Source organism: Streptomyces sp. NPDC029292, assembly GCF_055569295.1.
Genome location: NZ_JBVHXR010000024.1, coordinates 139,626 through 152,405, shown reverse-complemented (window position 1 = coordinate 152,405; position 12,780 = coordinate 139,626). Strand labels below are relative to the sequence as shown.

The following is a 12,780-nucleotide window of genomic DNA, read 5'->3' as shown; positions in this document are numbered from 1 at the left end:
GCTCCACACCTACAATCACCACCGCGGACACACCGCGCTCAAGGGCCAACCACCCGCCAGCCGCGTCCCCAACCTCACGGGTCAGTACACCTAGGCGCTCGGCACGACCGGCATCCCCGTCGTGATGTTCCCCCGAGTCAACGCAGCTCATGCAAGACATCCGGCATGGCAGGGGCACATCGAGACACTGCGGAAGGCGGACGTAGATCTTGTCTACGGCCCTGACGTCTGGCCACTGTACGAACCTCGCGAGGGCCCAGAAGTTCGAGAGCTGCCCTGGCCCACGATCATGAAGTCCATCCAGAAGGTAGCGACCGATGCTTCTCGCCGGTTTGCCTTGTGATCGTGCCGTGCAGGTACGGCGAGCGCTTGCCAGGGCCTGCTGAGCAGTCGAAGCCGGTGAAGACAGAAGGTACTGATGGTTATCGCGCTCGTTCTATGGCTACTGCTGCCCGTCGCCTGGGCCGCGCTGCCCTGGCTGCCTCCGAACCAGACGTTCGGCTGCTTCGTGGCAGCGGTGCAGCTGATGCTGTCCGTAGCGGCCCTCTCCGTCGGGATGCCAGCGGAGAATCTGCCGCCATGGTTCCTCATTCCAGGGCTGGTCTCCTCTGTGGCGCGACTGGCGTCCGTGCCCTTGATGCGCCCGAGGAAAGGATGAGAGACGCCGTCAGGCGGTGATCTCGACCGGGGAGAAACCGAACTGCGACCCCCGCTTTAGGAGCGAGGTTGGGCGATCACGCGCGTGACCTGCGGATTCCGTACCGTGGGCAGAGTCCGGCCGAGCTCACCCCTGGGGACCCCGGTTCCCCGTGAGTCCCCATCCGTTCTGGCACGAGAGTGACACGGCCACAGGACCGTTCCTTGGGCTCCCGCGATGCGAACTGCGGGCGGTGCGGTCGCTGAGGGCTACTCGGCTGACCATGATCGGCTCGTAGACAGCACGGTCAAGATTCGGCAGGATCGGCGGATGTTGAGGTGGGAACGGCCGGTGGTGGTCGCCGTATGCGGGTCCCCGGGGGCCGGGAAGACCACCGTTGCCTGCGCAACGGCGCGTCGCCTCGGTGTGCCGTTCCTGACCCGGGATGAGATCAAGGTCGGGCTCGGGCTGTCCTCGGCTTCCGTCGGCAAGGGCGGCGGTGTTCAGCTCAACCCGGACTTCCACATCGCCGGTGGTCCTTTGAGCCTCCGCGCTGAGGCCGTGATGGTCAACGCAGCCCGGCTCCTCGCCTCCTCAGGGGTGAGCTTCGTCGTGGAGTCCTCCGTGTTGTCGCACAAGCTGCTAGATGCGCTACTCGCATCTGACGCCCGAGTGCTCGCTGTTCACGTCGTCGCCCAGGAATCGGTCATCGGCGAGCGCCTCCGCGCCCGAGCGGCCGAAGGCGGGGCAGCCGACCGACAGCTCTCATCTCAGTTCCAGCGAGGCGAGATGAAGCGGTCGATTTTCGATCCGCCGGGTGGAGTCGATGCCGTCGTTGAAGTCGACACCTCAGATGATGGTGATCCGGACATCGAACCCATCGAGGCAGCCGTCGTCGCCCTGATTCGGTGACCGAGCGCCGCTCAAAGGTCCCCAGTTTGGAAGATCGCGTACGTGTACCCGGCCTGATCAGGCGAGACGCTGACCTGCGGGTTCCCGGGACGCTCACCGGGACTCCCCGTTGTTCCCTGTTGGCCGCTCCCTCATCGGGCACACAGGGGGCACGAGATCACTCGTAGTTCCGTGCCGTGCTCAACGCCCTGGCGATGAACGTCCAATCGCCGTCGACCGGCAGCTCTTGCCCATGGTTCGCGGACCACCCCGGCGCATCCGACACCCAGGCTTCCAGAGCCTCTAGGAAGCCGTCCAGGGTCCGGTTCTCCCACCCTGCGCCGTTCTGTTCTCCTCGAAGTCGACCCGAAGGTGCCGCAGGAAGCCGCTCAGGGCTTCCCGGTCGCCAAGGTGATCGTTGGGTATCAGGAATGCGGCCATTCGTCTGTTTCACCCCACTCGCTGAGCCTGATCTTGACTTGGCAGTTGTGCTCCGCGTGCGCGACCACTCGTCCACTGATCTGAGACCTCAGAGGGGGAAGGATTGTCTCCGGCGGGGTGAAAAGGATCTCGGCCAAGCCGATCGCATCGGGCACGCCATCGATTCGAACAAAGATGCCGAAGGGCTGCCGACCGATGACCTTGCCGGTGACCGGAGTACCAATGGGAAGCGCGGACACTGTCACCGGCCAGGCGTGTCTGATGTCCCCTGGTGTCGGATCACCAACAGCTCCCGGCCACGTGTATTCCGTCATGAGCCGGATCCTGCCAGGTGTCGACCTGTCGAGGTCGGTGGAGTGACTACAGCTTGTCGTCTCGCTCCAGGATCAAGCTGATCGAGCCGTCCTCAAGGTTGATGCCGCCGTCAAGATGCTCGTGATACCCGTTCCGGAGCTCAGGATCAGCGAGACCGATCAGTCGCTCGGCGAGGTCCCGCAGCCCGGCCGCGTTGGCCGCAATGGTGATCTCGGCGCCTGAGCCGTACACCTTGATCCGAGGTTCATTCATGGCGGCACGCTATAGCGGAGGTCGGCGGAGTCTGATTCGAAAATCCAACCTTCCCGCAGATCACCCCGCTTCCGCTGATTGGAGGGTCACTTGATAACCGAGCATGTTGAGCTGGCTGACCAGGCGCCGTGTCTGCCGCGTCCTGCCGGTTCGCTGGAGGAAGTAGTCCGCTCCGAGGTCGGCGTACTGGGCGTCGTTGGTGAGCATGTGCCAGATCGAGGTCAGGATCGTGTGGCCGACCGCGACCAGGGCGCGCTTCTTCCCGCGGCGGATCGCGATCCGCTTGTAGCGGGACGCGAGGTAGGTGTCCTTGCTCCGGGCCGCGGCTGTGGCGGTAAGGCCGAACTCGACCGGCCGGAAGAGGGTCACAGCAGGAGGTAGCGAAAGGGGTCTGGAGCCGGTCTCGGGTTCAGACCCCTCTGGCACGCCGCTAAGACGCTGGCGCTGGAAGATGGAGACCGGGGCAGATGCCCGCCTTGTGCAGGCGGGAAACGAAGGGGTCTCCATAGCTGTCCTGGTTTCTGATCAATATGCGACAGACCAGCGAGCCGTCAGCAAAGTTGTCATTCAGGGCGTTACTCCAGGCTTTGAAAGAGTAAGAGTATTTACTGCCGGAAGTGGACTTGCCGATTTCCGGATATCCTGCGGCTGGGTATTGCTCGAAAATGTAATCGTAAAAGTCAATTATGTAGGTGACGAGCGCTTCGGCTTTCGCCTGTCGTGTGCTGTCGGCCTCCGTTATGTACTTGGTCTCCGGCTCGCCTTCCTGTGCTGTTACCGCTTTGTAGAGCTCCGGCTCCGTCAGCATCATCTGGTCAAATTCGAGAGTTTTTTGGAAGAGATCATGGTTGTCTGCCTGAGCGATGGTCGTCCTGAGTTCGTCATTCTGTTCGCTCATTTGGTGCGACTGAACCCAGAGAAAAATCAGCGCAATCACTGCAGCGGGGGCTGCGACGATTTCAACCCACTTTTTTGTGGTGTCCAAATCGAACGTCGGCACAATGAGCCCCCTATTCTACTGAAAGAGCGTGGGTCGCTATTGTGCCGATCGGTGAACGCAAGGTCTAGGGCGCACGGGAGCGAATCCGTGGTGCGCTCATGTCGTTTGGGCGCCCTCGCGCTGTCTGGGCACCTGTGAGACGCCCGGGCTGCCCTATCGCAGGTCTCGCGATCAACGCGCACCAACGACAAAGAGCGGGACCCAGTGAGACTGGTTCCCGCTCTTCATGCTTGGCATCTGCGCTGGTCAACCGCATGATCGTGCTGGTTGAGGCGAGGTGCCCCCGGCAGGATTCGAACCTGCGCACACGGCTCCGGAGGCCAGGTGAGACCGCAGGGCCTTTGCTGCCCTGACCTGCGGCGGAGGCTCCGATCGGGCGAGCGCCGAGCAAGGTCATCACGCCCCTATTACGCGGGTGGCCTGTCGGGCGGTCGGCGCGGGCCGTATCGTCGAAGCATGATCTCGGGCAGCGGCGAGGGAACGGGCAGCGGCGGCACGGAGTTCACGGCGGAGGGCCTGGAGCCTGTCCTCCGGGAGGCATGCGCGACCGCCGGACTGGACCGCCGCGGCGCCGAGTTGCTGCGACTTGGATCGAACGCGGTCTACCGCCTCACGTCGTTACCCGTCATCGTCCGCATCGCGCGTGATCCGGCGGTTCTTGCAGAGATGGAACGGGTTGTGGGTGTGGCCCGGTGGCTTGAGGAACAGGACTTCCCGGCCACGCGCGTGCCGGCATCGATCGCTCAACCGCTCGTCGCCAGCGGCTTGGTGGCCACCTTCTGGGAGAGCGTCCAGGACAACGAGGAGTACGCGACGGTCGGTGAGCTGGCCGACCTCCTGCGCCGCTTGCACTGGCTCGAAGAACCTGAGTTCCTGGGCCTGCCGTACTTCGATCCGCTGGCCAAGCTGGCGGCGTCGCTCGAAGGGCTGGACGGTATCTCGGGGGAGGACCGGACGTTCCTGGAGGAGCGAGCGGCGAGGCTCGCCAAGGATTACGACCGACTGGACTTCGTCCTTCCCTTCGGCCTGATCCACGGTGACGCCAGTATCGGGAACATCCTCCGCCATCGGGACGGGCACGCTGTGCTCATCGACCTGGACGGCTTCGCCCTCGCTCCACGTGAGTGGGACTTGGTTCAGACGGCGATGTTCTACGACAGGTACGGCTGGCACGCCAAGGCGGAGTACGCCGGGTTCGTGCACCGGTACGGCTTCGACCTGATGAACTGGCCGGGCTACGAAACGCTGGCTGACCTACGTGAGCTGATGATGGTTGCCTGGCTCGGCCACCAGGTCGCGACGAGTGAGCGGTCTGCCGCCGAATTCGCTCGGCGTGTGCGGTCTCTCCGCACGGGGGAGGGCCGAGACGAGTGGGGCCCGTTCTGAACGCGCGGCGACCTGCACTCAGCCATCGACATGATTGCCCGAGGCAATCCAAAGCCTGTGCTCTCTGACCTGCTCGGTGAACGTCTGTACGTCCGCACTGGCGCCGGTCGCTGCGAGGTTCTGCCGGAACTCGGCGAGGTAACTGACGCATCGTGCCGACTTGAGTTGCTCGCCCAGGTCAAGCGCATCGAGTGCCACGCGACAAGCCTCCTCGATGTCTCCGGCGTGTAGGTGGGCGTCGGCAAGAATCATGGTCGCGAAGAAGTCACTCCGTACGTGGCTGCCGCTCATGGCGTTCTCTGCATGCGCGACGGCCTGCCGGGCGCTGTTGACGTCGCGGAAGCAGTGGGCGGCCTCTGCGGCAAGCTCGGCTTCGTCGAAGTAGCTGATCCATTCGGGCTCGTCGTCGTTGTTCCGGCTCTCCAGCGCTTTAGTGGCGGCGCTCAAGGCGGCTTCGCAGGCCCGGACGTCTCCGGTCCGGGCAAGAGCGCGGGCCTCCATGGCGTGGAACTGAGCGCGAAGCGTGGGTGTGGCCACCGGAGAGATACCCATGAGAGCCGCGCGGGCGAGCGTCGCAGCCTGGGTGTAGCGGCCGAGGAACGTCGCCTGATGGCTCATGGCCGACAGGATGCTTCCGGCGAGCCGACGGTCGTTGGCGTCCTGAGCCAGTCGGAGAGCCTGGAGGAAATACCTCTGTGCCAAGCCGTGTCGGCAGGCGTCGTATGACATCCAACCGGCAAGGAGTGTTGCTTCCGCGGTGGTGGAGAGCAGCGCTCGGCCGACCTGCTCGGTGTACTGACCGCGCAGGAGTGGCGTGACTTCGGTGCTGAGGTACTGGATCGCCGCGTGACGTGCGTGGTCACCGCCGAACCGGTCGTCCAATTCGGCGAACATGTCCGCCGTGGTCTTGATGGCGGCTACGTCTCCGAGACCGACGCGGATTCCATCCCGGCGCTGCCGGGGAACGGCCGGCTCGGGCGCCACCAGCCAACGAAGGGACGCTTCGTTCCAAGCGGGCTCGGACGGCTCAGCCTGTAACAGGGGCTCGTACCGATTGAGATCCGCACGCCACAGTTGGCCGACTGCTTCGATCGCGTCGTCGGGGCTCGCTGGATAACTGACGTCCAGGAGCGACGCATCCTGTCCGCTCTCGTGGTTCAGCCCGAGTTCGGCCGCGCTCAGATCGTACGCATCGCAGAGAAGCGGCCCATAGAAGTCGTCCGGAACGCTGTGGCCGTTCTCCCAACTGGCGATACGCCGCTTGACGCTGGCGTCTGCCGGGAGCTGATGGCCACGGCGCGCCGCAGCGTGACGCAGCTCGCGCACCAATCGCGGCTGACTCCACCCGCGATCCGTACGGGCCTGCCGTAAGCGAACGCTGGTCGATTCCATCGAAGACGTGACCGTCCTCTCCCGGTGAGTGAACTCGTGCGACCACTGGGGCGCACGACTCTGAGGCCGCACGTCCGAATGTACGCGCGGTTCATGGCCCGATGCTCCAAGTAGTCGCAGATCGGCGGTGATTGACCCGCGACGGGGGATGACACGTCCACGCGCAACGCGTCATCCCCCGTCACCCCTCGTCATCTGCCCTGACCAGGGTGGCGAACGTGAGTCTGGAGGCGGAGCGGCATTGCGGCCGCGAATGAGACTGACCGAGGTGAGATGACGTGCAGAGGATGACCACCAGAGGCGTCGAATGGCTCTCTGCGGCGGCCGACGATCCGGCCGACTGCCGGGCGACCTGGGCGGACGACCCACGCGCACCGTACGCGCTGGCGGCTGGCCGCTTCTTCGACGTGGTGACGGTCGAACAGCGGGTCGGCATGGAGACCTTCGATCAACTTCTGCACCGGGGGCTTCCGTTCGGCCCGGTGGTACTCGACTACAAGGCCCGGCGAGTGGGCTTCCTCCTCGGCTCGCGGAGTCAGGAGACTTTCGTTCACTACCTCGCCCAGGAAGACGGCACGTCCCCCACGTACCGCTACCTGGGTCACGGCTCGGTGGTCGTCGTCCCGGGACCGATGCCCATGACCGGCGACCGATACCAGTGGCTCCGGGCACCGACTCGACGCCCCATCGCCAACCCGCTGCGTCCGGTCGCTTTGGCCACCATGCTGGTTGCTTCCGCCGAACTGCTCACCCGCGTGGACCGGTACGGCGAGCGCTACCCGTCTGCGGCTGCCCTCGCCCTCCCCGCCTTCGAGGGGACTCCGACCGATGCGGGATGACGCCACCCACCGGCATGACGCTGCCACCTGGTCGCCCCTGGACACCGACGACTGGTACGCCGCGCGTAACGCCACGACTGCCCTCCGGGACGCTCTGCTCCATGCCGGTCTGGAGAAGGACTTCCCTTACCTGCGAGCCGATTTGAACGCGTTCGGGCATGGCCTGGTCGACTTGGGCCGCGTCTCACCGGCCACCGCGGAACGCCTGGCGGAACTGCTGCGGCTGGCGCTTGCCGCAGGGCTACGCCGACTTGAAGAGAGCGGCGACGGAGCATCCGAACACCACGCAGGAGAGGACTGACGTGATGACCGACCGACGGGGAATCGTCGCCAAGCGCGCTGAAAACCTGATGCCTGGCGTGCCCTACGTTCGGGGCTGGACGCAGGCTCGACGTGGTGCTGACGAGCTGGCCGCGCAGCTGACCGTCCTGGGCCTGGAGCCGGACTTCCCCGGCCTCACGGCCGACGTGAACGTCTCGGGCGACGGCCTGGTGCGCCTCGGCGCCGTACGGCCTGTAGCGGCCCTGATGCTGGCGGAGTTGATCGTGTCGGGCCTCGCGGCGGAGCTGCCGATGCATGATGCCGAGACGTTGACGCGAGAAGCGGGGAGTCTCCGTCACAACCCGTCGGCTGCCTGACGGCTTCGACCCGAGAAACCTCGGCCCGTCGCGGTTTGAGCGTGCTCCCGCGACCGGCCGGACTGGCCCCGTGCGTCACCGTTCCCGTCGGATGATGCGCGGGGCCTTCTGCTGTCCGAGAGTCCCGTTGCCTGTGGTCTGCCGCTCGGCCGGGACCGGCGCCCCAGCGCCGCAGCCCGGACGAACGGCAGACCCATCGCACTCCGGACCGAGGCAGGGTCAACGCGGCGCTTGGAACTGACTGAACTGCTGTCATATGTCGATCAAGTTGGTAGCGTGTCGCCCGATTCACTTGGGGGTGGGGCATGGAATGGGTGATAGGACCTCTCGCCGCGGTGCTCGCGACGCTGTCCGCATACGGGGCGTTTCAACTCTTTGGTGGCGGGCGCTCCGGGCTCAGACTCCGTGGTGTGGAGCCCCGAGATCAACCTCCCGAGGAACTTCTCAAGGACGCCTATCGCGAGGCGCTGCGTTCCGTTGGCGACAGGGCCTGGCTGGCCGCTGAAGATATCGCGACCGGTACTCTTTCAGAGCTCCATGCGCGCTGGGAGTTGATCAGCCGCCGAACATCACCGACGCCTTCGGACCAAATTCAGACTCACCACACGGCAGAGAAGCCTCGGTTCATCGGCCGAGTAACAACTCCGCCGCCGGCACTTGATTTGCTGGCACAAGCCCAGGCTGGTCTTCATGAGGCCACCACGTTGGACAACCCCAACGAACGATATGCCACAGCACATCTGGCGGCCTTGCGTGCTGCTGCTGCTGTGCTCGCTGCACGTGGGCGTCCCGCAAGCTCCATGAGCGGAGTTCGGAGGCGTCGCATCCGGTCCGCGTGGGAGGTGCTCCCAGAGGTCGCTCCTGAACTGACTGAGTGGAGTGCGCTGTTTGCAGCCGCCGCTGGACGCAGGGCGCGAGCGGAGGCTGGGGTCGAAGGGGCAGCCAGCCGGCGCGATGCCGATGATCTTCTTCGGGATGTAAGTATGTTTATCCGTCTCGTGGGGCGAATCCTTCCTCAGCTTCCTGCCCCTGATCTGATGGAGATGACCGAGAACCAGGACACCGGCGAAGCCGTGCGCCACCTCTCTCACGGCTTCGATGAATTGTTCAGGGCACTCGGGCCCCCACCACCAGGTCTTAGGCAACGGCAACCAATAGCAGGTGGGGGAGGGGGGACAGCGGCATGACGCGAGAAGCAGCGGATACGCCACAGCACGAGCGCACTGGCCTGGAAATTGCGATGCAGTGGGCGGACTTGCCCGCTGAACACCTACAGGTTGCGCTGAAGGCGCTTGAACCTCAACTGCGGCGTGAACACGAGCTACGCATGGCACAGCAGGCTGCCCTCGAACAGCTTGAACTTGAAAGTCTCCGCCTTCAGACTCGGGAGAAGGCCGCCAGCAGATCTCATCTGCTGCTGGTCACTGGCCTGATCGCCGGGTTCCTGCTTAGCGCCGGCATGCTTGCAGGAGCCGTTTTGGTCGGCATGAAAGGGCATGTGGGTCTAGCCTCCATGCTCTCGGGGCCAAGCGTTCTGGCCCTCGCGTCCCTCTTCGTCCTCCGCCGCACCGATGCAACGCAGACCCGAGCGGTAGCTCGCACCCAGGCTGCCGCATCGCAGGCCCCTCCTCCATGAAGGAGAGGCCGCCGCTTCGGAGGGTCGGCTTCCAAGCGGCCTGGCTGGTCATGGGGGTGTGTGGAGATTTGGTGGGGCGTTCAGCAGCGTGCCGCAGGCGAAGTCTTGCTGGGTGAATCGACCTGTCTTCTTGCCCTGGGTCTTGCCGGGGATCTTGGTGACCTGCGTTTTCGCTGATCAGGTGCAGTGAGCTCGTGCGCCTGGTGGTCGTCGTTGGTCGTCCTTGGCCGCTGTTGAGCAACTTCGGACGGCCCAGAGACGGCCCAGCTATGCCGCGCTCGACCGACAGTCGGCACATTCGATGCGCCCCCGGTTGAGCTTCAGCCGACGACAGTCAGCCACGACGGTGGGTGATCAGAAAGATCAGGCGCGCGTATGCCTCGCTCCGCCCCACAGACATCAGCCACGCTATCGGTGCCGCCGTCGACCGGGGCAAGTTGCGACGGCGGAACCGCAATCACGAGGCACCAAGGAGAGACCTGCCAGCGCAGGTCGCGCGCTACTACTTGAGTGGCTGTGATGGTCGCAAATCATGTGCAACGACCAGCGGGGCCCGTCATGCTGAGCGGCATGCCGAACCTTGCACATCCGCTCTTCAGCACCCCTGTTGCGGCGATCGACACCGAGGTGCTCCGTGAATTCCTGGCGCTGAAGCTGGAAGAGAGTTTCACCGTCGACTACAAGCGCGGATTCGAGGCGGCGGCCGAGACTGTTGCCGCGATGGCGAACTCCTACGGTGGCGTCATCCTCATCGGTGTCGACGCCGATCCTCAAGACAAAAACCTGCCTGGGGATCTGGTCGGAGTCAAGGTGATCGACAAAGACCGGCTGGTCAGCAAGATGGCTACTACCTTCGATCCACCTGGCTGGACACCCGATGTCATCCCAGTCAGTGTGGACGACAAGTTGCTCTTGGTAGTCCGTATCGACCCGGACAGCGTGCCGCGGCCGCTGTTCCACCAGGGAGCCGTCCGGATCCGACTGGACGGCCGCAACGCGACTGCCGACCGTCGGCTTGTGCAGCTTCTGTTCCAACAAGCCGCCGCGACAACACCTTTCGTCTACACCAGCGACCCCCGCTTTGCTCCTGACCAACATGGGGCACCCCACTTCCGATCCGCGTACCAGGCGATGCCGCCGGACCTGGTCGTCCGCGCCGCAGCGTGCCGACCGCTGCGCCAGGACCTGGGCCGGCTTCGGCTGCACGGCTCGACAGTCGACGCGCTAATGCGGTCCCTGAGCGCACCCAGCGCTACCGATCTCCACGCACTGCCGGAACGGCTTCGCGCCTTTGCCCGGCGGGTGAACTTCCAGCAGTTCCAGGAGCCATGGGCGATTGATACCGAGCACGGCCACGCGTTGTTCGTCCGGCTCGCGGCTGGCCACGCTCCGCCGGAGAGACCTGCGCGTCCTGGCAGTGAGGCGCGTGTACGTCTGGAGTGCACGGTTTCGTTGACCAGCAGTGGGACCACCTTGGAGGTGTTTTCGGATCTGCTGTTGTGGACCAACGGTCAGAAGGTCAACGATGACCTGTGGATCCAGGCCTGCTATGAGGCCGTGCGCGCGTTGGTCCACGACGCCCTGCCCACCCTCAGCCTGGAACTGCTGGGCACAGCCGCCTTGCCCACTCCGCCCATCGAGCTGCACATCTCCCCAGGCGGGAAGGACGTGTCTTCGCTACAAGACATCCTCAACCCGGATTTCCTCGGCCAGCGAACGGGTACCGGGGACATGCGGCGGGGCAGCGACTTCCTACCCGAGGAGCTCGTGGCTGCCGGTGACCTGGGGCCCGCAGTCACCGCAGCCCTACGCAACATCGCACTGGACTGGCGTTACCTTCACCCTCAGTTGCCTCCACTGCACGATTGACCAGGCTGCACGATGCTGCGTGAGCTCCCGCATCGCAGGCTCAGGAAGCACCGTCAGTGACGCTGTTCGTTGATGAAGCTCCTATAGACCGTCAAGTGGTCTGCAGGAGTGGCTTGGGCGTGGGATTGTGACGGGTGAGGTGTTGGTAGACCTCGCGGGCGATGAAGCGTTTGAGGCAGCGCAGGATGTCCTTCTTCGACATCCCTTCGGCGGTGCGGCGGGCGACGTATTTCTTGGTTCGGGTGTCGTAGCGCATGCGGACCAGGGCGATGATGTGGAGGGCGTGGTTAGCCCGTCGGTCGCCGCCGCGGTTGAGGCGGTGCCGGTGGGTGCGGCCCGAGCTGGCGGGGACGGGGGCAGCCGCGCACAGGTGCGCGAAGGACGCCTCCGATTTCAGCCGGTCGGGGTTGTCGCCTGCGGTGATCAGGAGCTGGGCGGCGGTCTCGGTGCCCACGCCGGGCAGGGCGACCAGCGTGGGGGCGGCCTGGGCGACCAAGGGCTCCAATTCGGTGTCGGCTTCAGTGATTTCCTCGGTGAGGTGCTGGTAGCGGCGGGCCAGGCGTCGCAAGGCGGTGCGAGCCGCGCAGGCCGGGTCGCTGGGGTCCGGTCCCGGGCGGGAGCGGGCCAGGTGCCTGATCAGCTCGGCGGTGTGCAGGGTGCGCAGTCGCTCGCGGACCTGGTCGGGTGCGGTGACGATCAGGGTGCGGATCTGGTTGAGGGTCTGGGTGCGGGCCTTGACCGCGGAGCGGCGGACGACCCGCAGGGTGCGGATGGCCTCCACGATGCCGTCGCGGTTCTTGGGTGTGGCGCTGGCCCGGCCGGAGAGCACGGCGGTGGCGGCGGCGTAGGCGTCGAGGGGGTCGGACTTGCCGTTGGCTCTGCGGGCCCGCCGGTCGGGCCGGTCCACCTCGACGACGGTGACCTGGTGGGTTCGCAGGACGCGGGTGAGTTGCGAGCCGTAGGCGCCGGTGCCCTCGACTCCGACGGCGATGACCTCGCCGTGCGAGCGCAGCCAGTTGAGCAGCCGGCGGTAGCCGTCGGGGGTGGTGGGGAAAGCCTGGGTGGCCAGGTGCCGGCCGATCGAGTCGATCACGGCGGCCTGGTGAAAGTCGGTGTGGGTGTCGACGCCGCCGACCACCGCTATTTGGTCTGCCATGCTGGTTGCTGCTGTCCTTCCGTGCGCTGCGTGAGGGACGGCGCGTGCCGGTCGGGCGGCAGGACAAGACTGTGATGGGACCTTTGGCCGGGCTCCTATGAGGTCACAGACGCCCGGCCGGCCGCGCGCGGAGCGGCACCGCCCGGGACGGCCGACAAATCATCAACAGGACAGCCGGATGGCGTCGGTCAGACGGAGAGTCAGGCCCCCAGGGCAGCACCACCGGCATCCTCACAGTCAGGAGTGAAAGTCGAAGGCCCCGGACCATGATCGGTCCGGGGCCTCTGCATTTGAACCTTCGATACCCGCTTTAGGAGTTCGATCCGAG

At 65.3% G+C, this 12,780-nt stretch carries 15 protein-coding genes and 1 pseudogene; 9 read left to right on the top strand and 7 right to left on the bottom strand.

The window, feature by feature from the left end; all coding sequences use genetic code 11:
- Nucleotides 1–418: 418 nt before the first annotated feature.
- The gene (locus ACZ4WS_RS39640) at nucleotides 419–658 is read left to right on the top strand and encodes a hypothetical protein (RefSeq protein WP_467987966.1); all 240 of its coding nucleotides are present in this window, start codon (nucleotides 419–421) and stop codon (nucleotides 656–658) included.
- A 216-nt stretch (nucleotides 659–874) separates the two neighbouring features.
- Nucleotides 875–1,549, top strand: coding sequence for a P-loop nucleotide/nucleoside kinase family protein (locus ACZ4WS_RS39635; RefSeq protein WP_467987964.1), 675 nt, complete (start codon nucleotides 875–877; stop codon nucleotides 1,547–1,549).
- 157 nt (nucleotides 1,550–1,706) lie between these two features.
- Here the strand turns inward: ACZ4WS_RS39635 and ACZ4WS_RS39630 are convergent, their stop codons facing one another.
- The 5 genes and pseudogenes from ACZ4WS_RS39630 to ACZ4WS_RS39610 all read right to left on the bottom strand — a co-directional run bounded on the left by ACZ4WS_RS39630 (nucleotide 1,707) and on the right by ACZ4WS_RS39610 (nucleotide 3,536).
- On the bottom strand, nucleotides 1,707–1,982 hold the full coding sequence (locus ACZ4WS_RS39630) for a DUF7660 family protein (RefSeq protein WP_467987963.1): 276 nt from the start codon (nucleotides 1,980–1,982) through the stop codon (nucleotides 1,707–1,709).
- A complete protein-coding gene (locus ACZ4WS_RS39625; protein ID WP_467987962.1) occupies nucleotides 1,954–2,283 on the bottom strand; it encodes a hypothetical protein in 330 nt (109 codons plus the stop codon). The genes ACZ4WS_RS39630 and ACZ4WS_RS39625 overlap by 29 nt, the downstream gene beginning before the upstream one ends.
- Nucleotides 2,284–2,329: 46 nt before the next feature.
- The gene (locus ACZ4WS_RS39620) at nucleotides 2,330–2,536 is read right to left on the bottom strand and encodes an Imm32 family immunity protein (RefSeq protein WP_467987960.1); all 207 of its coding nucleotides are present in this window, start codon (nucleotides 2,534–2,536) and stop codon (nucleotides 2,330–2,332) included.
- Between the two features lie 60 nt (nucleotides 2,537–2,596).
- Nucleotides 2,597–2,878: pseudogene (locus tag ACZ4WS_RS39615) on the bottom strand (IS110 family transposase); the annotation flags it as partial.
- Nucleotides 2,879–2,966: 88 nt separating this feature from the next.
- On the bottom strand, nucleotides 2,967–3,536 hold the full coding sequence (locus ACZ4WS_RS39610; protein ID WP_467987959.1) for a hypothetical protein: 570 nt from the start codon (nucleotides 3,534–3,536) through the stop codon (nucleotides 2,967–2,969).
- A 456-nt stretch (nucleotides 3,537–3,992) separates the two neighbouring features.
- On the opposite strand from ACZ4WS_RS39610, the gene ACZ4WS_RS39605 reads away from it, so the two are divergent.
- On the top strand, nucleotides 3,993–4,922 hold the full coding sequence (locus ACZ4WS_RS39605) for an aminoglycoside phosphotransferase family protein (RefSeq protein WP_467987958.1): 930 nt from the start codon (nucleotides 3,993–3,995) through the stop codon (nucleotides 4,920–4,922).
- Nucleotides 4,923–4,940: 18 nt separating this feature from the next.
- On the opposite strand, the gene ACZ4WS_RS39600 is transcribed toward ACZ4WS_RS39605, so the two are convergent.
- Nucleotides 4,941–6,314, bottom strand: a complete 1,374-nt coding sequence (locus tag ACZ4WS_RS39600; RefSeq protein ID WP_467987957.1) for a hypothetical protein — start codon at nucleotides 6,312–6,314, stop codon at nucleotides 4,941–4,943.
- A 287-nt stretch (nucleotides 6,315–6,601) separates the two neighbouring features.
- Between ACZ4WS_RS39600 and ACZ4WS_RS39595 the strand changes: the two genes are divergently transcribed.
- From ACZ4WS_RS39595 to ACZ4WS_RS39570, 6 genes are all read left to right on the top strand, one after another.
- Complete coding sequence (locus tag ACZ4WS_RS39595) at nucleotides 6,602–7,153, top strand: bifunctional DNA primase/polymerase (protein ID WP_467987956.1); 552 nt, start codon at nucleotides 6,602–6,604, stop codon at nucleotides 7,151–7,153.
- Nucleotides 7,143–7,454 (top strand): hypothetical protein, encoded by a 312-nt coding sequence (locus ACZ4WS_RS39590; protein WP_467987954.1) that lies wholly within the window; start codon nucleotides 7,143–7,145, stop codon nucleotides 7,452–7,454. The genes ACZ4WS_RS39595 and ACZ4WS_RS39590 overlap by 11 nt, the downstream gene beginning before the upstream one ends.
- A gap of 4 nt (nucleotides 7,455–7,458) precedes the next feature.
- Nucleotides 7,459–7,791, top strand: a complete 333-nt coding sequence (locus ACZ4WS_RS39585) for a hypothetical protein (protein WP_467987953.1) — start codon at nucleotides 7,459–7,461, stop codon at nucleotides 7,789–7,791.
- Nucleotides 7,792–8,300: 509 nt separating this feature from the next.
- The gene (locus ACZ4WS_RS39580) at nucleotides 8,301–8,978 is read left to right on the top strand and encodes an SAV_6107 family HEPN domain-containing protein (protein WP_467987976.1); all 678 of its coding nucleotides are present in this window, start codon (nucleotides 8,301–8,303) and stop codon (nucleotides 8,976–8,978) included.
- On the top strand, nucleotides 8,975–9,427 hold the full coding sequence (locus ACZ4WS_RS39575) for a hypothetical protein (RefSeq protein WP_467987952.1): 453 nt from the start codon (nucleotides 8,975–8,977) through the stop codon (nucleotides 9,425–9,427). The genes ACZ4WS_RS39580 and ACZ4WS_RS39575 overlap by 4 nt, the downstream gene beginning before the upstream one ends.
- A gap of 570 nt (nucleotides 9,428–9,997) precedes the next feature.
- The gene (locus ACZ4WS_RS39570) at nucleotides 9,998–11,296 is read left to right on the top strand and encodes an AlbA family DNA-binding domain-containing protein (protein WP_467987950.1); all 1,299 of its coding nucleotides are present in this window, start codon (nucleotides 9,998–10,000) and stop codon (nucleotides 11,294–11,296) included.
- A gap of 91 nt (nucleotides 11,297–11,387) precedes the next feature.
- Here ACZ4WS_RS39570 and ACZ4WS_RS39565 read toward each other — a convergent pair whose 3' ends face one another.
- Nucleotides 11,388–12,452: an IS110 family RNA-guided transposase gene (locus ACZ4WS_RS39565; RefSeq protein WP_467987949.1), complete on the bottom strand. Its 1,065-nt coding sequence runs from the start codon at nucleotides 12,450–12,452 to the stop codon at nucleotides 11,388–11,390.
- Nucleotides 12,453–12,780: the final 328 nt, after the last annotated feature.